Genomic DNA, 16,785 nt, shown 5'->3' with positions numbered 1-16,785 from the left:
ACCTTTCGGTCGACCGAGGGACAAGGGCTCTCCTCCGTGTCGCCCGCCTAGTGTGGAGCCATGCCCCAGCGCCGATCGCACGTCGCCCCGTCCGCCGCCCAGACCGAGCTCGCCTCCGCACTGGCCGCGCTGCGGGAATCGCTCGACGGACCGGTCGACTTCCCGGCCGAAGTGCTCGCCGAGGCGGAGCGGTCGACGGCGACCGCGCCGGTTCTGGATCTTCGGGAGATCCCCTTCGCGACGCTCGATCCGGAGGGTTCCCGGGACCTCGACCAGGCGTTCCACCTGGAGCGCGCGGGATCCGGCTTCACGGTGCGCTACGCGATCGCCGACGTGCCCGGCTTCGTGATCCCGGGGGGCGCCGTGGATGCGGAAGCGCGCCGGCGCGGGCAGACGCTGTACGCGGCAGACGGCAGGATCCCGCTGCACCCGGCCGTCCTGAGCGAGGATCGCGCGTCCCTGCTCCCCGACGTGGACCGCGCGGCACTGGTGTGGACGTTCGCGCTCGATTCCGCCGGCGTCGTCACGGACTTCCGTCTGGAGCGCGCCCTCATCCGCTCGCGCGCGCAGCTCGACTACACGACCACACAGCAGACCCTCGACCGCGGCGAGGAGGGACCGGCGACACTCCTTCCCGTGATCGGCGCGCTGCGGCTCGAGCAGGAGCGCCGTCGGGGAGGAGCGAGCCTCAATCTCCCCGACGAGGAGGTCGTGCGCGCGGACGACGGAACGTACGCCATCGAACGGCGGAGCCCTCTTCCCGTGGAGGAGTGGAACGCCCAGCTCTCGCTCATGACCGGAATGGCGGCCGCCTCCCTGATGCTCGACGCCGGGGTGGGCATCCTCCGCACGATGCCGGAGCCGGACGATGCGGCCTTCGACACATTCCGCCACCAGACGGAGGCGCTCGGTCGCCCCTGGACGACGGGCACCTACGGCGAGTACCTCCGCGGCCTCGATCGCAGCGACCCGATGACCCTCCCCGTGCTCGAAGCCGCGGCTTCCCTGTTCCGCGGCGCGGGGTACCTGGTGTTCGACGGCGAGGCGCCACGAGATGCGGTGCAGGCGGCCATCGCCGCGCCCTACGCGCACGCGACCGCTCCCCTGCGCCGGCTGGTGGATCGCTGGGTCCTCGCGATCTGCCTCGCGGCGGCGAACGGCGAACCTGCGCCGGAGTGGGCGCGCGCCTCGCTCTCGGAACTCCCCGCCCTCATGCAGGAGTCGGGTCAGCGCGCTTCCCGGTTGAACGCGGCGACCGTCAATGCGGTCGAAGCGGCACTGCTCACCCCCTTGGTCGGGACGACGATCGATGCGACCGTGATCGAGCTGCGCGGCGAGCGGGCGAGCATCCAGATCGCGGAGCCCGCGGTCACCGCCACCGCACCGCTGCCCGCGGACGCGAAGCCCGGTGACATCGTGCGCCTGCGCGTCGTCCGGGCCGACATCGCCCGGGGCGAGGTGGAGTTCGCTCTCTGACGGGTCTTGAAGTGTGTCACGGGTTTGGTACATAGTGTACCAACGGAATGATGCACCTTGGAGGCTCCGATGTTCCTGTTCTACCTTCTGATGTGGGGCCCGCTCGCGCTGGCCGCGTGCATCGCCCTCGTCCTCCGACTGACGCTTCTTCGTGGTGCCCCACGCCTCGGAACGCGAGACGCCGTGCTCGCCGCGGTCGCCGGCGGAATCCCCGTCGTCGTGACCGCCGCGCCGCTCCCCGGCGACTTCGGGCTCGGTCCGGTTCTCTGGTGGGACGTCGGCACCCGAGCAGCGCTCCCGTTGATCGTCGGCATCCTCGGGGTCGTCCTGCTCTCGTTCCCTCCGCGCTCGACGTCCATGAACGCCTCGGCGCAGCTGGTGCCGCGCACGCTCCGGACGTTCCTGCGTCCGAGCCGGCCGATCGTCCTGGGCGCCCTCGTGGTCCTCGCGGTCATCCTCGCGCTGGCCGCCGGCGCCGCCTCCGAGACCGACGACCTCGGGCACCACACCCTGTTCTCGATCACCCTCGGCACGTCCGGGACGGCAGCGTCGTCCGGGATCTACGGGTGGTACTACTCGCTTCCGTCCCTTGCTCTGCTCGCCGCCCTTCTCGTCGTCACCACCATCGCCTGGCTCCGGATCCCGCGTCCCGCCTGGGGCGATGACGTGGATCTCGACACCGCGATCCGACGCCTCCGCGCCGCGAACATCACGCGCATCGCGTGCGCTGCCGTCCTGCTGCACCTCGCCGTCGTGTTCAACTCGCTGCGTGGCACCGCCTCGATGATGCTGTCCGCTCAGGCCGGCACGATCGGCACCGTGTCGCTGGGCACCCCGTTCGCGGCGATGGGGCCCGCCCTCTTCGTGGCCTGGGCGATCGCGACCGTCGCCGGCCTCGCCCTCTGCCTGATCACCGTGCTCAGCGGTGTGCCGATTGGCGCGCGGAAGACGACACCGGCACTCGCGTCATGATCATCACCATCCGCCGAGACGCCGGCGAGTCGCCCGCAGAGCAGGTCCACGATCAGATCCGCGGACTGATCACGACAGGTCATCTCCTCGCCGGGGACCGTCTCCCCTCCGTCCGCCAACTCGCGTCGGACCTCTCGATCGCGCCCGGCACCGTCGCCAAGGCCTATCGGCTCCTCGAGGACGACGGGCTCGCCACCTCGCGGATCGGATCCGGCACACGCGTGAGCGACACCGCCCGACCGGCCGCGGGTGGCATCGCCGACGCGGCCCGGGCGCTCGCCGAGATCGCCAAGGCAGAAGGACTCGCGCTGGCCGATGCTCAGCGCGTGCTCCGCGCGGTCTGGCGTCCGACGGACGAAGACCCCGCCCCGTCAGGCGCACGCCCCTGACGACACGGGCGTGCCAGGACCGTCGAGCGTTCCGCCGCCGAGCCTATGCCCGCGCCGGCGTCGCGGTCGTCGTCATCACGAGGAGCTGAGGATCGCTCAGGTCGAGCGACACCGTGACGGACGCGAACTCCGCCAGGGAGGCCACGTGGGTGCCGCCGCACAGGATCACGGCCTCCCCCTCGGGGAGTTCGCAGTGCCAACGGCGACGATCGACGATCGTCGGCCCTTCCGTCTCGACACGACTCGTGGCCGCCGACGCGATCCAGGCGGCGAGCTGGGAGTTGATCCGCGCCTCGCGCTCGTCGATCGTCGCGGCGAAACCCTCGGTGTCGAAGCCGGCCCTCCGCAGGCTCTTGCCGAGGCGATACTCGTCCACGGCGCCGTCCTCGTGGATGCGGCTGGACTGATTCGCGCGGCTCTCGAAGTCCGGGTTCCCGAGCGCGTCCTCGCCCGGCTCCTTGCGCCAGAGATCGGCGAGAGCGAGGTCGAGCGCCAGAGACGCCAGGTGGCAGGCGGTGTGCCCGCGGCTGAGACCCGCCCGTCTGGCGGTGTCGACGGACAGCTTCACGTGCGCGCCCTCGGCCACCCAACCCGGCGCCTCGCCGTCGAGCAGGTGCCCCACGAGCCAGGTCCAGCCTTCGGTGCCGCGCTTCGCGGGGATGTCGCCGCCCACGGCGAACTCGCCCTCATCGCTCACGGCGGCCATCACGGCCTCCGTCACGCGCACGTCGGCCGTGCCGTCCCCGATCGAGCCCGAGTCGCCGGGCTGATCGGGCCAGGTGTGGTCCACCGGGTGGAACGGCGTCGCGTCGACGACGACGACCGTGCCTCGCGGTGTCGCCTCGACCCGCGAGACGACACCATCGCCCGAGACGGCTCCCTCGGCGAAGGACACGACCGTGGCAGACATGGGACTCCTCAGGATCGAGCGGTCGGAATGCGGGACGGAGTCAGACCGTGACGACCTGAGCGGTTCCGAGCGGCGCTTCCGGCCCCATCTCGGCGGCGATCCGGTTGGCCTCTTCGATCAGCGTCGCGACGATGTCGGCCTCCGGCACGGTCTTGATGACCTCGCCCTTCACGAAGATCTGGCCCTTGCCGTTGCCCGAGGCGACCCCGAGGTCGGCCTCGCGCGCCTCACCGGGGCCGTTCACGACGCAGCCCATCACGGCGACGCGGAGCGGGACGGTCATGTCCTTGAGCCCCTCGGTGACGTTCTCGGCGAGCGTGTACACGTCGACCTGGGCGCGACCGCACGACGGGCACGAGACGATCTCGAGCTTGCGCTCCCGCAGGTTGAGCGACTGCAGGATCTGGTGGCCGACCTTGACCTCTTCGGCGGGCGGAGCGGACAGCGAGACCCGGATCGTGTCGCCGATGCCCTCGCCGAGCAGGATGCCGAACGCGGTCGAGCTCTTGATCGTGCCCTGGAAGGCGGGCCCGGCTTCGGTCACACCGAGGTGCAGCGGCCAGTCGCCCCGCTCGGCGAGCTGGCGGTAGGCCTTGACCATCACGATCGGGTCGTTGTGCTTGACCGAGATCTTGAAGTCGTGGAAGTCGTGCTCCTCGAACAGCGATGCCTCCCAGACGGCGCTCTCGACGAGAGCCTCCGCGGTGGCCTTGCCGTACTTGGTCAGGATGCGACGGTCGAGCGAACCGGCGTTGACGCCGATGCGCAGCGAGACGCCGGCGGCTTTGGCCGCCTCGGCGATCTTGCCGACGTTGCCGTCGAACTCGCGGATGTTGCCCGGGTTCACCCGGACCGCCCCGCACCCGGCGTCGATGGCCGTGTAGATGTAGCGCGGCTGGAAGTGGATGTCGGCGATCACCGGGATCTGGCTCTTCATCGCGATGATCTTCAGCGCGTCGGCATCGTCCTGATGCGGCACGGCGACGCGCACGATCTCGCAGCCCGACGCCGTGAGCTCGGCGATCTGCTGCAGAGTCCCGTTGATGTCGGTCGTCTTCGTGGTCGTCATCGACTGCACGCTGACGGGAGCGTCGCCGCCCACGAGCACCTTGCCCACCTTGATCTGGCGGGACTTGCGACGGGGGGCGAGGACTTCGGGGATCTTCGGCATTCCGAGGTTCACTGCTGGCACGCCTCAAGCCTACGCCGCCAGGATGCGTGAGGGCTGGACGGACGCACATACGCTGAGGAGATGGCGGTCATCCTTCTCACCGGCTTCGAGCCCTTCGACGGCGCAGCGCGCAACCCCTCGGCCGATGCGGTGAACGCGGTCGCAGCCGGGTACGACGGCCCGCACGACCTCGTCGTCGCGACGCTTCCCGTCGCCTTCGAGGGCTCCGCTCGACGTCTGCGTGCCCTGATCGCGCAGCACTCCCCCGATGCCGTCATCGCGACCGGACTCGCCGGCGGGAGTCCGCGCGTCGCGGTCGAGCGCGTCGGCGTGAACCTGATGGACGCGCGGATCCCGGACAACGACGGGGCACAGCCGGTCGACGTCCCCAGCGAGACCGACGGACCTGCGGCGCGCTTCGCCACCCTTCCGGTCAAGCGCATCGTCCAGGTGCTCACCGCCCACGCGATTCCGGCGCAGCTCTCACTGTCGGCCGGCTCCTACGTCTGCAACCACGTGCTGTACACCGCGCTCGGCGCCGTCGAGCCCGGCATCCCCGCGGGATTCGTGCACCTTCCGTGGTCGTCCGGCACGGCGCCGTCGGGCACGCCGCACCTCGCCGAGGAGGAGCTCGCCCGCGCCGTGCGGCTGGCCGTCGACCACGCTCTCGACGCCGAAGCACGGGAGCCCGGCGGCAGCATCTGGTGACGTCATCGCACTCAGGCGGACACTCGCGATGTGGTAGTTTCGGCCCCATGCTCGCGAACTTCACCTGGTGGCCCGCCTTCTAGGCGGTGTGTTCGCGTTCCCACGAATCCAGACCGCCTCCGGGGCGGTCTTTTCGTTGCGCCGAGCCGGAGCACTGCACAGGAGACATCGATGACCCTCTCACGACTCGCCGAGCTCAGCGCCGATCCGACGGCATCCTTCGTGCTGATCGCGCGCGACGGCGCCGACACCGTCGAGCTCCTCACCGGTGACGTCGTCGATGTCGACCTGCTCGCCGACATCCCCCTGACCGTCGACGGCGCCGCGCGCGAGGTCTTCGCCATGGTCCCCTACCGTCAGGTTCGCGAGCGCGGGTTCGTCGCGCAGGATGACGGGGCGCCGCTGCGCTGCGTGATCGTCGATGAGCACCTCGACCTGCCGACCGCCGACCTCCTCGCCGCACTCCCGAGTGCACCGGTGCCGCTGCACGACGACGGCTTCGACATCGCGGACGAGGCGTACGCCGCGATCGTCGAGAAGGTCATCGCCGAGGAGATCGGCCGCGGCGAGGGCGCGAACTTCGTGATCCGACGGGACTTCACCGCGAGCATCGACGTCGACGACCGCACGGCTGCGCTCACCTGGTTCCGCGCACTCCTGACGCACGAACGCGGTGCGTACTGGACTTTTGCGGTCTTCACGCCCGGACACATCGCCGTCGGCGCGAGTCCCGAGGCGCATGTCGTCGCGCGGGAGGGCATCGTCACGATGAACCCCATCTCCGGCACCTTCCGCCACCCGGCGGGCGGGGCCACCAAGGAGACGCTGATCGACTTCCTCGCCTCCACGAAGGAGACCGAGGAGCTGTTCATGGTCGTGGACGAGGAGCTCAAGATGATGAGCGCCGTCTGCTCCGACGGCGGACGGATCACCGGGCCGCATCTGAAGGAGATGTCACGGCTCACGCACACCGAGTACATGCTCCGGGGACGCAGCTCCCTCGACCCGCGCGACATCCTCCGCGAGACGATGTTCGCCCCGACCGTCACCGGCTCCCCCATGCAGAACGCGTGCGCCGTGATCCGACGCCACGAGCAGAAGCCGCGCGGCTACTACTCCGGGGTCGCCGCGCTGTTCACCCCGAACGCCGACGGCGGGCACGACGTGGACGCCCCGATCCTGATCCGCACGGTGTATCTGCAGGACGGCACGCTGCGCGTCCCGGTCGGGGCGACGCTGGTGCGCCACTCCGACCCCCTGGGCGAGGTCTCGGAGACGCATGGGAAGGCCGCCGGCGTGCTCGGTGCGATCGGCGCCATCGACCGCGACCGCGTGGCGGAAGCACGCAGCGACGCGGATGCACCCGGAGAGACGCGCGCCCTCGCCGACGACCCCGCCATCGCCGAGCTGCTGTCCTCGCGCAACGCCCGTCTGGCGGAGTTCTGGCTCAACCCGCAGGGCGAGGACTTCACCGGCCCGTTTGCCGGCCGCACCGCCCTCGTCGTGGACGCGGAGGACCGGTTCACGACCATGCTCGCCCACCAGCTGCGCCACCTCGGCCTCGCCGTCACGATCGCCCCCTGGAGCGAGGTGCGGGATGCGGATCTGGATGCCGCCGACCTCGTCGTCGCGGGCCCCGGCCCGGGCGACCCCCGGGACACCGAGAACGGACGGATCGCCCGGATGCGCGAAGTGGTCGCCCGTCGCCTCGATGCCGGCGCCCCGCTGCTGGCGGTGTGCCTGAGCCACCAGATCCTCGCCGACCGACTCGGGATCGGCCTGACCCCGCTGGATGCCCCGCATCAGGGTCTGCAGAAGTCCGTCCCGGTGTTCGGGGAGAACGCCTCGATCGGCTTCTACAACACGTTCACCGCACGCGTCACGCCCGGCACGACGACGGTCGGACCGGCAGAGATCTCGGCGGACGCCGCCTCCGGCGATGTGTACGCCCTCCGCGGCGCGCACTTCTCATCCGTGCAGGGTCACCTGGAATCGATCCTCTCGCGTGACGGGATCCGCACGCTCGAGCGCCTCGTCGGGCACGCGTTCGCCTGAGTCGCGCTCAGCCGAGGATCTTCATCGGGTTGAAGACGTCGGCGAGCAGGAGCACCGCGCCCATCGCGATCAGCAGCACCGCGACGACCACGGTCAGCGGAACGAGCTTGGTCGCGTCGACGGGCGCGGGCGGGGGCCGGCGGAAGATCTTGGCCCACACCCGTCGGATGCCGTCCCACAGCGCCACGACGACGTGCCCGCCGTCGAGCGGCAGCAGCGGAATCAGGTTGAAGACGAAGAGAGCGACGTTCAGCGACCCCAGCAGGCTGAGGAGGATCGCGAACCTGTCGAGGACCGGTGCATCGGTCGCCGCGACCTCCCCGGCGATACGGCCGACGCCCACCACGCTCAGTGGACCGTTCGGGTCGCGTTCGCTGCCGGTGACGAGGGAGACGCCGGTGTCCCAGATCCGTACCGGGAGCGTGAGGATCATGGAGCCCACCCGTGCGACCGTGTCCGCCGTCATCTGCGGACCCGCGTTCAGCGGTTGCTGCACGTAGCCCATCTGCGATGTCATGCCGACGTAGCCGACGTCCTTGACGACGGGCTCGCCGGCGTCATCGAGGATCGGCCGACCGCCGGCGTCGGTGATGGTGCGCTGGGCCTCGATCGGCGTGATGCTCAGCGTCTTCTCCACACCGTCGCGCCGGACCACCATCGGGAGCGTCTCGCCCGGAGCCGCCTGCACGATCGCTGTGGCCTCCGCGAAGGTCGACACGGGGGTGCCGTCGACCGACACGATCACGTCGCCGGGCTTGATCCCGGCCTCGGCGGCGGGCGACGCCGGATCGTCCGCGGAGCACTCGGTCGCCGTGGAGCCGGCGGGCACCACGCACTCGTTGACCGAGGCGATCGTCGTCGTCCCCTGCTGCAGTCCGATCCCGGAGAGCAGCACGGTGAAGACCACGGTGGCGAGGATCAGGTTCATCAGCGGTCCGCCGAGCATGACCACGACGCGCTTCCACACCGGCAGGCGGTAGAAGACGCGGTCCTCCGCCCCCTCGGCGATCGTCTCGTCGTTCGCGGATCGTGCGTCCTGGATCAGCGAGCGGAACACGCCGGAGGCCGGCCCCGTGCTCTTCGACTCCGGGTACATGCCGGACATCGAGATGAAGCCGCCGAGGGGCAGCATCTTGAACCCGTACTCCGTCTCGCCGATGCGCTTCGACCAGAGCCGCGGTCCGAAGCCGATCATGTACTGGCCGACGCGCACGCCGAAGAGCTTCGCGGGGACGAGATGGCCGACCTCGTGCAGGCCGATCGAGAGGCCGAGGCCGATCAGCATGAAGAGGATGCCGCCCAGATAGAGCAGGATTTCCACGTGCCAACGTTACTGCCCCCCAGCTAGGAATCCGCCCGGCACCCGCCGCACGGCTAGGCTGTCAGCGTGAATGCCCGGCAGCTGCGACTCGTACGCGCTGCTGTCGTCTCCTCCGTCGCGACCCTGCTCGCCGCGCTGTCGCACACGCTCGGCGGCGGAGCGGCCCCGCATCCGCTGCTGATCCTCGCCGTTGCGACCCTGCTGACGCCGCTCTCCGCACTCCTGGTCGGCGTGCGGCAGTCGCGCGGGCGCGTCGCGGTGGCCGTCGTCGTCTCCCAGGTCGCCTTCCATCTGCTGTTCCAGGCACTGGGGTCGCCCACCGGGGTCGACCTCGCGGGCGGCACCGGACATGTGCACCATCTGACGCTCTCGGGACTCGCACCCGCATCGCCCGCGTCGGCCCCCGCCACCATGATGCTGTTCGCGCACGCGGTCGCAGCCCTGCTCACCACGCTCGTGGTCTGGCACGGAGAGACGGTCGTGCGGGCCGTGGTCCGCTGGGTCGAGGCGCTGCTGCGTCGGGCCGCCGCGATCGCACCGGTCGAGCACCGACGCCCCCTCCGCCCTCGCGCGATCACCCTTCCCTCGTTCGACGCCGCGGCCTCGTCCGCCGTGTCGCGACGGGGCCCTCCTGCGCTCATCTGCGACTGACTTCCGTCGCACCGGATTCCGCCGCCCGCATCGGGCGGCCCCATCCCTCTCGCGGGAACGCGCCATCGTGGCGCGCCCGCATTCCGAGCACACAGGAGATTTCCGCATGTCCCGCAACACCCGCACCCGCACCAGCCGCACCCGCCGCACCGCCCTCGCCACCGCCGGAGTCCTCGGCGGTGCCGTCCTCGCCCTCGTGGTCCCCGCGATGGCCAGCGCCCACGTGAGCGTCAGCCCCGACGAGCTCGTCGCCGGCGACCACGGCGTGCTCACGTTCTCGTTCTCCCACGGCTGCGAGAACTCCCCGACCACGGCACTGCGCATCACCATGCCCGACGGACTCGCGTCCGTGGCACCGACCCTGGACGGCGACTGGAGCATCCAGGTCGAGCGTGGCGACGACGGTCTCGTCAGCCAGGTCACCTACACGGCGCTGACGCCCGTGCCCACCGACCTCCGCGGCGCTGTGAGCATGGGCGTCGGTCTGGACGAGAGCACTCCGGCGTCGCTGGCCTTCCCCGTCGTGCAGGAGTGCGTCGAGGGCTCGACCGAGTGGACGCAGCTCGCCGAGAAGGGCGAGGACCCGCACAGCCTGGACGCTCCGGCGCCGGTCGTCACGGTCACCGAGGCCGCTGCCGGCGGTCACGGCGAGCACGACGCGGCCGAGAGCACGGAGGAAACGGCGGCCGCCTCGACCGCGAACGACGTCACGGGCATCGCGCTCGGAGCCGGCGGACTGGTCGCGGGCATCGCGGCCCTGATCGTCTCCGTGCTCGCCTACCGGCGCCGCGCCTGACCCCGGTCACGACTCCTCGCGCATCGGCTCTCCGGCGCGCGAGGGGTCGTGCCGCACAGAGGTTCACCGCGCCGTCATGAGATCATGGAGGCGCCATGTCGATTGAACAACAACCGAGCCTGCCTCCCGTGCTCCGCCCCGCGAACCCGCCCCGGCGTGAGCTGTCCGAACTCGCTTCCCGTTTCGCTCGCGCCGTGCGCGGCGATGTCGACGGGATCGCCCTCTCCGGCATCACCCTCGCGACGGCCGACCTGCGCCCCGGCGAGGCCTTCGTCGCGATCCAGGGTGTGAACCGGCACGGTGCGGACTTCGCGGTCACCGCAGCCGAGAAGGGCGCGGTGGCCGTCATCACGGACGAGGCCGGCGCCGCCATCGCCGAACCGGCCGGACTCCCGATCCTCGTGGTCGACGACCCCCGGGGCGTCCTCGGAGATCTGAGCGCCTGGGTCTACGGCACGGGTGCGGACGATCCTCTCCCCCTGCTGTTCGCGACCACCGGTACCAACGGGAAGACCAGCGTGTCTCACCTGCTCGAGGGCATCCTCGATCAGATCGGGGTCGTCACCGGGCTCTCCTCCACCGCCGAGCGCCACATCGCCGGCGAGGTCATCGTCTCCCGGCTGACCACGCCGGAGGCCTCCGAGATGCACGCGCTCCTGGCGCTGATGCGCGAGCGTGCGGTCGAAGCCGTCGCGGTCGAGGTCAGCGCCCAGGCCCTGTCCCGCCACCGGGTCGACGGCATCCGCTTCGACGTCGCCGGTTTCACCAACCTCAGCCACGATCACCTCGACGACTACGCCGACATGGAGGAATACTTCGAGGCGAAGCTGCCGCTGTTCCGTCCCGACCGTGCGAAGCGCGGCGTCATCTGCCTCGACTCGCCCTCCGGCGCGATCGTCGTCGACCGCGCCGAGATCCCCGTCGTCACGGTGGGCACGCCGTCCATCGCCGCCGACCCCGCCGCGGCCTCCGCGGCGGACTGGGTCGTCGTCATCGACGACGAGCGCGCGGCCGGCACGACGTTCACGATGACCGGACCGGCAGGGTCGCTCACGACCACGGTGCCGGTGATCGGTCCGCACATGGCCGCCAACGCCGCACTCGCGATCGTGATGCTCCTGGAGGGCGGCTACGCCTGGGACCGTATCGTCGACGCGCTCATGCGCGACGGGGGCATCCGCGCCTATCTCCCGGGTCGCACGCAGCTCGTCTCCGGCGACCGCGGTCCTGCCGTGTTCGTCGACTTCGGGCACTCTCCCGACGCGTTCGAGAAGACGCTCGCCGCCGTTCGCCGCGTGACGCCGGGCAAGGTCCTGATGCTGTTCGGCGCGGACGGCGACCGCGATGCCAGCAAGCGTTTCGACATGGCGCGGACCGCGGTCGAGGGCAGTGACATCCTCGTCGTCACCGACCACCACCCGCGTTTCGAGGATCCCGCCTCCATCCGCGCGACCCTCGTCGAGGGCGCCCGCACGGCACGACCGGACGCCGAGATCCACGAGGCCTCGCCGCCCGAGAACGCCATCGTGACGGCGGTCGGACTCGTCGGCGACGGCGATGCCATCCTCTGGGCCGGCCCCGGCCACCAGGACTACCGGGACATCCGCGGCGTGCGTACGCCGTACTCGGCGCGCGAGCTGGCACGCCGAGCGCTGCGCGCGGCAGGGTGGCCGGTTCCCGAGCCGCGCTGGCCGGTGCCCTACCCCGACGAGGACTGAGTCCACGCACCCGGGCGACGCCTGTCGCCCGGGTCTCGGCTCAACTCGCGGCGATCATCCGATCGGCCGTCGTGCGGGCCCAGGACTCCGCGGCGGCGAGCGTCTCGACCGTCAGGGTTTCGGGGGCCTCGTGGGCGTCGACGACACGGGCGATCGTGTCGACGATGCCGAGGAACGACAGCCGCCCCTCGTGGAACGCGTCGACGGCCTGCTCGTTGGCCGCGTTGTAGACGGCCGGGAACGTGGCGCCCGCGCGTCCGACGGCCTTCGCGAGGGCGACCGAGGGGAATGCCTCTCCGTCGAGCGGCTCGAACGTCCAGGACGTCGCGGTCGACCAGTCGAGCGGTCGTCCGACGCCGCCGACGCGATTCGGCCAGTCCAGGCCGAGGGAGATGGGCAGACGCATGTCCGGCGGCGACGCCTGTGCGATCGTCGAGCCGTCGATGAACTCGACCATCGAGTGCACGATCGACTGCGGATGCACGACGACCTCGATGTCGTCATAGGCGACGTCGAAGAGCAGATGCGCTTCGATCACCTCGAGGCCCTTGTTCACGAGCGTGGCGGAGTTGGTGGTGACCATCCGCCCCATGTCCCAGGTCGGATGCGCCAGCGCCTCCGCGGGCGTGACCTCGGTGAGCTCCGCGCGGCTGCGGCCCCGGAACGGCCCGCCGGAGGCGGTCACCACGAGCCGGCGGACCTCGGCGTGCGTCCCCGCCAGAAGCGCCTGCGCGAGAGCGGAATGCTCGGAGTCCACGGGGACGATCTGACCGGGAGCGGCAGCGGCGAGCACCAGATCGCCGCCGACGATGAGCGACTCCTTGTTCGCGAGCGCCAGGGTGCGTCCTGCCTTCAGCGCGGCGAGGGTCGAACCGAGACCGATCGATCCGGTGATCGCGTTGAGCACGACGTCGGCCTCGACGTCGCGGACGAGCTGCTCTGCCTCGACCGCACCGAGCGCCGTGTCCTCGACCTGGAACTGCGCGGCCTGTGCGGCCAGCATCTCGGCGTTCGAACCTGCGGCGAGTCCCACGAGCTCGAAACGGCGGGGGTTGGCGCGGATCACATCCAGCGCCTGCGTGCCGATGGAGCCGGTGGAGCCGAGGACGATGATGCGACGCATGACGCCAGCCTAGGACACGACCCCGACTCCTCCGCGGCTGCTACTGGACGGGAGTGGTGGCGAGGATGTCGACGACGAACACGAGGCTCTCCTTCTGGAGCTCGTGACCTTCGCTCGCGCCGTAGCCGTCCGACGGCGGCATGACGACGACGACCTGCGAGCCGACCTTCTGGCCCTCCAGAGCCTTCTGGAACCCGGCGACGACGCCCGTGGTCTGGAACTGGGAGGGCGCGGCGTCACGGCTCCAGGAGGAGTCGAACTCCTTGCCGTCGGACCACTTCACGCCGAGGTACTGCACGACGACGAGGTCGCCGGATCCGACGGTCGCTCCGTCACCCTGCTTGAGGACCGCGACCTTGGTCTCGGTCGGCGCGTCGCCCTTCGGGATCTCGACGGACGGCTTGCCGTCGTCGTCGAGCTTGACCGTCGGCATGCCGGCGGTCGGGTCGACGGGGGTGCCCGTCGCGACCTCGGGGAGCCGGTCGACGGCCTGCGCGTACACGACGACGTTGTTCTGGCCTTCGCCCAGCGCACTGCCGGGGATCGCGAGCGCGACGCGGGAACCGGCCGGCTCGCACTCGAGGGCGGCGACGAAGAGCGAGGACTGGTTGGTGTCCAGCAGCACGGGCAGCACGCCGCCCTCACCCCTGGCGGACGAGTCCAGCACCTTGTTGTCGGTCGCGTCCACGATCTGGTACTGGACGGAGACCAGGTCGTTGATGTGCAGGTCGTCGCCATCGCCCTTCGAGATGACGGTGCGCTCGACGTTCTCGAACGCGGCGTCCGCGGGCACGGTGACCTTGGTGTCGGCCCCCTCGCCCTTGACGACGACGGCGTCGGAGGTCGCGCCGGCCGGTGCGTTCACGACGCACTCGCTGGACGCGGACGGGTCCGGGGTGCCGGAGCTGGACGGCGCGGTGCCGCCGGAGCAGCCCGCCAGCAGCAGGGTCGCCGCGGCGACGGTGGACAGGACGATGAGCGGACGCTTGCGCACAGTGAGACCTCGGGATCGCGGGCGGGACACTCCATCCTGCCCCATACCCCTTTGCCCTCGCTGGGAGACGCGGCGCGGATCTTCATTCCCACGAAGGCATGGGTCCGGGAGTAACCTGCTCTGATGACCTCTGCGCAGTCCGTCGAGCCCGAACCCGCGTCAGAAGAGGAACCCCCGTCCGAGGAGACCACGAAGCCTCGCCATGCGGGATTCGCCTACACGCTCGGCCGCAGCCTCATCACGCCGCTCGCCCGACTCGTCTATCGACCCCGGATCGAGGGCCGCGAGAACGTCCCGCTGACCGGCCCCGTCATCTTCGCCAGCAACCACCTGTCGTTCATCGACTCGATCGCGATCCCGGTCGCCGCGCCGCGTCCGGTGCACTTCCTCGCCAAGTCGAGCTACTTCGAGGGCACCGGTTTCCAGGGATGGATGAGCAAGACCTTCTTCGAGTCGATCGGCGCGATCCCGGTGCGTCGCGGCGCCGGGCAGGCCGCCCTCGACGCCCTCGATTTGCAGCGTCAGCTCCTCGAGGAGGGGCTCGCCGTCGCCCTGTACCCGGAGGGGACCCGCTCCACGGATGGGCGGCTGTACAAGGGCCGCACCGGTGTGGCGTTCCTCGCGCTGCAGACCGGTGCTCCCGTCGTCCCGGTCGGTCTGATCGGCACGGACAAGGTGATGCCTGTCGGTGCGAAGGTTCCCACCCTCAAGGAGCGCATCACCGTGAGGTTCGGCGAGCCGCTCGATCTCTCTCCGCACGGCCCCGCCACGAGTGGACGCGCACGCCGCGGAGCGACCGACGAGATCATGGCCGCGATCCACGGCCTCTCCGGCCAGGAGCTGGCCGGCGCCTACAACGAGGCGCCCGCCCAGGGCACCATCGAGAAGATCAAGCAGGCGCTCCCCCACGAACGCCGCTGACACGGCGCCGAGGGACGTCAGGCGAGCGCGGTGACCGTCGCCTGGTGGCGAACGGGGAAGTTCATCGAGTTCGCGATGAAGCACCATTCGTTCGCCTGAGCGTGCGCTCGCTCGGCGGCCTCGATCATCGATGCCTCCGCGACCACGACCTCGGGACGGAGCATCACCTCGACGAACGAGCCTCCGCCCTTGCCGTCTTCGCGCATCATCCCGCTGGCCTCGTCGCGGTACGACACGACCACGACGCCCGCCGTCACGCAGGCATGCAGGTACGACAGCAGATGACACTCGGACAGGGACGCGAGCAGGAGATCCTCGGGATTCCAGCGCGACGGGTCGCCGCGGAAGGGCTTGTCCGCCGAGGCGAGCAGCTCCGGCTTCCCGGCCACCTCGATGGTCACGTCGCGGCGGTAGTCCCGGTAGCCGGACGTGCCGGAACCTGCATTCCCGGTCCAGATCGAGGTGAGCGCGTAGTGATGTTCGCCGAGGGCGCGGGGAGTCGACTCTGCCATGTCGACAGTCTGCCAGGCGCCTCCGACGTGACGTGAGCCGGTGCGGGCCCGGCGCTAGAGTTGACGGGTGCTGGAGACTCTCACCGTTCAGGATTCCGTGGAACTCGCCGTCGTCGAGCGGAGCGGATTCATCGAATCCCGCCACGTCGGCGCCGCAGTGGTGCTCTCGCCCGACGGAGATGTCGTCGCACGCCATGGCAACGCCGATGCGCTGATCCTGCCGCGTTCGAGCCTCAAGCCGCTGCAGGCCGTCGCCTGCATCACCGCCGGTGCGGTCCTCGACGGGGAGCAGCTCGCGATCTCGACGGCGAGCCACACCGGCACCGACCGTCATGCCTCCGTCGTGCGCGACATCCTCACCGAGGGCGGTCTCACGGAGGATCACCTGGGCTGCCCGCCCGCCTGGCCGAGCGACTCCGCGACCCGGGACGAGATGGTCCGCGAGCACGGTGAGCCGTCGCGGGTGCGGATGGGCTGCTCGGGCAAGCACGCCGCGATGCTGCGCGCCTGCGTGGCCACCGGCTGGCCGACCGAGGGCTACCTGGACCCCGCGCATCCGCTCCAGGTGCACATCCGCGAGGTCGTCGAGCGCCTCACCGGCGAGAAGGTCGCCCACACCGCGATCGACGGATGCGGAGCCCCCGTCCACGCCATGACGCTGACCGGACTGGCCCGCGCGATCCACCGCATCGGCACCGCCTCCGACCGGTCGCCGTTTGCGCTCCACCGCGTCGCCGGCTCGCTGGTGCGCGCGGTGCGGGAGCACCCGTGGACGATCGAAGGCCCCGGTCGACCGGACACGATCGCGATCGAGAAGCTCGGCGTGTTCACGAAGTACGGCGCCGAAGGCGTGATGGTGATGGTCGCTCCGAACGGCACGACCGTGGCGCTGAAGATGCTCGACGGCGCCACGCGCGCCTCCACGATCGTCGCCGCCACCCTGCTCGCCCGGTCGGGCGGCCTCACCGATGCCGACGTGGCGACGCTCGGCGACGCGCTGCCGCTCACGGTCCGCGGCGGTGCGGCGGACGTCGGCGCGATCCGTCCCGGTGCGGGCCTCTGACACGT

At 70.7% G+C, this 16,785-nt stretch carries 16 protein-coding genes; 10 read left to right on the top strand and 6 right to left on the bottom strand.

Annotation, left to right across the window (positions count from 1 at the left end; translation table 11 throughout):
* Positions 1 to 60 precede the first annotated feature (60 nt).
* The 3 genes from MME74_RS07475 (at position 61) to MME74_RS07465 (ending at position 2,837) form a co-directional block, all read left to right on the top strand.
* Positions 61 to 1,476, top strand: a complete 1,416-nt coding sequence (locus MME74_RS07475; RefSeq protein ID WP_267418139.1) for an RNB domain-containing ribonuclease — start codon at positions 61 to 63, stop codon at positions 1,474 to 1,476.
* A 69-nt stretch (positions 1,477 to 1,545) separates the two neighbouring features.
* Positions 1,546 to 2,448 carry a hypothetical protein gene (locus MME74_RS07470; protein WP_267418138.1) on the top strand — a complete coding sequence of 301 codons (903 nt, stop codon included), beginning with the start codon at positions 1,546 to 1,548 and terminating at the stop codon, positions 2,446 to 2,448.
* On the top strand, positions 2,445 to 2,837 hold the full coding sequence (locus MME74_RS07465; RefSeq protein ID WP_267418137.1) for a GntR family transcriptional regulator: 393 nt from the start codon (positions 2,445 to 2,447) through the stop codon (positions 2,835 to 2,837). Before MME74_RS07470 ends, MME74_RS07465 begins: the two co-directional genes overlap by 4 nt.
* A 43-nt stretch (positions 2,838 to 2,880) precedes the next feature.
* Here MME74_RS07465 and MME74_RS07460 read toward each other — a convergent pair whose 3' ends face one another.
* Together MME74_RS07460 and ispG are read right to left on the bottom strand one after the other, a co-directional pair.
* Positions 2,881 to 3,747, bottom strand: a complete 867-nt coding sequence (locus tag MME74_RS07460) for a hypothetical protein (RefSeq protein ID WP_267418136.1) — start codon at positions 3,745 to 3,747, stop codon at positions 2,881 to 2,883.
* A gap of 40 nt (positions 3,748 to 3,787) precedes the next feature.
* Positions 3,788 to 4,918 (bottom strand): flavodoxin-dependent (E)-4-hydroxy-3-methylbut-2-enyl-diphosphate synthase, encoded by a 1,131-nt coding sequence (gene ispG, locus MME74_RS07455; protein WP_267418538.1) that lies wholly within the window; start codon positions 4,916 to 4,918, stop codon positions 3,788 to 3,790.
* An 81-nt stretch (positions 4,919 to 4,999) separates the two neighbouring features.
* Between ispG and MME74_RS07450 the strand changes: the two genes are divergently transcribed.
* Positions 5,000 to 5,626 carry a pyroglutamyl-peptidase I gene (locus tag MME74_RS07450; RefSeq protein ID WP_267418135.1) on the top strand — a complete coding sequence of 209 codons (627 nt, stop codon included), beginning with the start codon at positions 5,000 to 5,002 and terminating at the stop codon, positions 5,624 to 5,626.
* Positions 5,627 to 5,797: 171 nt separating this feature from the next.
* The gene (locus MME74_RS07445) at positions 5,798 to 7,681 is read left to right on the top strand and encodes a chorismate-binding protein (protein WP_267418134.1); all 1,884 of its coding nucleotides are present in this window, start codon (positions 5,798 to 5,800) and stop codon (positions 7,679 to 7,681) included.
* A 7-nt stretch (positions 7,682 to 7,688) separates the two neighbouring features.
* On the opposite strand, the gene MME74_RS07440 is transcribed toward MME74_RS07445, so the two are convergent.
* Positions 7,689 to 9,002 carry a M50 family metallopeptidase gene (locus MME74_RS07440; RefSeq protein WP_267418133.1) on the bottom strand — a complete coding sequence of 438 codons (1,314 nt, stop codon included), beginning with the start codon at positions 9,000 to 9,002 and terminating at the stop codon, positions 7,689 to 7,691.
* Between the two features lie 66 nt (positions 9,003 to 9,068).
* Between MME74_RS07440 and MME74_RS07435 the strand changes: the two genes are divergently transcribed.
* From MME74_RS07435 to MME74_RS07425, 3 genes are all read left to right on the top strand, one after another.
* A complete protein-coding gene (locus MME74_RS07435; RefSeq protein WP_267418132.1) occupies positions 9,069 to 9,653 on the top strand; it encodes a hypothetical protein in 585 nt (194 codons plus the stop codon).
* Between the two features lie 106 nt (positions 9,654 to 9,759).
* Complete coding sequence (locus MME74_RS07430) at positions 9,760 to 10,449, top strand: YcnI family protein (RefSeq protein ID WP_267418130.1); 690 nt, start codon at positions 9,760 to 9,762, stop codon at positions 10,447 to 10,449.
* Between the two features lie 95 nt (positions 10,450 to 10,544).
* Complete coding sequence (locus tag MME74_RS07425; RefSeq protein ID WP_267418129.1) at positions 10,545 to 12,167, top strand: Mur ligase family protein; 1,623 nt, start codon at positions 10,545 to 10,547, stop codon at positions 12,165 to 12,167.
* A gap of 40 nt (positions 12,168 to 12,207) precedes the next feature.
* On the opposite strand, the gene dxr is transcribed toward MME74_RS07425, so the two are convergent.
* Complete coding sequence (gene dxr / locus MME74_RS07420; protein WP_267418128.1) at positions 12,208 to 13,290, bottom strand: 1-deoxy-D-xylulose-5-phosphate reductoisomerase; 1,083 nt, start codon at positions 13,288 to 13,290, stop codon at positions 12,208 to 12,210.
* A gap of 40 nt (positions 13,291 to 13,330) precedes the next feature.
* A complete protein-coding gene (locus MME74_RS07415; RefSeq protein WP_267418126.1) occupies positions 13,331 to 14,284 on the bottom strand; it encodes an FKBP-type peptidyl-prolyl cis-trans isomerase in 954 nt (317 codons plus the stop codon).
* Between the two features lie 123 nt (positions 14,285 to 14,407).
* Here MME74_RS07415 and MME74_RS07410 point away from each other — a divergent pair, with 123 nt between their 5' ends.
* Positions 14,408 to 15,205, top strand: a complete 798-nt coding sequence (locus tag MME74_RS07410) for a lysophospholipid acyltransferase family protein (protein WP_267418125.1) — start codon at positions 14,408 to 14,410, stop codon at positions 15,203 to 15,205.
* Positions 15,206 to 15,222: 17 nt separating this feature from the next.
* Here MME74_RS07410 and MME74_RS07405 read toward each other — a convergent pair whose 3' ends face one another.
* Entirely contained in the window at positions 15,223 to 15,717 is a 495-nt protein-coding gene (locus MME74_RS07405) for an OsmC family protein (RefSeq protein ID WP_267418124.1), read from the bottom strand.
* 67 nt (positions 15,718 to 15,784) lie between these two features.
* Here MME74_RS07405 and MME74_RS07400 point away from each other — a divergent pair, with 67 nt between their 5' ends.
* Positions 15,785 to 16,780 carry an asparaginase gene (locus MME74_RS07400; RefSeq protein ID WP_267418123.1) on the top strand — a complete coding sequence of 332 codons (996 nt, stop codon included), beginning with the start codon at positions 15,785 to 15,787 and terminating at the stop codon, positions 16,778 to 16,780.
* The last annotated feature ends 5 nt before the right edge of the window (positions 16,781 to 16,785 follow it).

Source organism: Microbacterium oxydans, assembly GCF_026559675.1.
Lineage (GTDB): Bacteria > Actinomycetota > Actinomycetes > Actinomycetales > Microbacteriaceae > Microbacterium > Microbacterium oxydans_D.
Note: the sequence above shows the minus strand (reverse complement) of the source record. Positions and strands in the feature narration are given on the sequence as shown.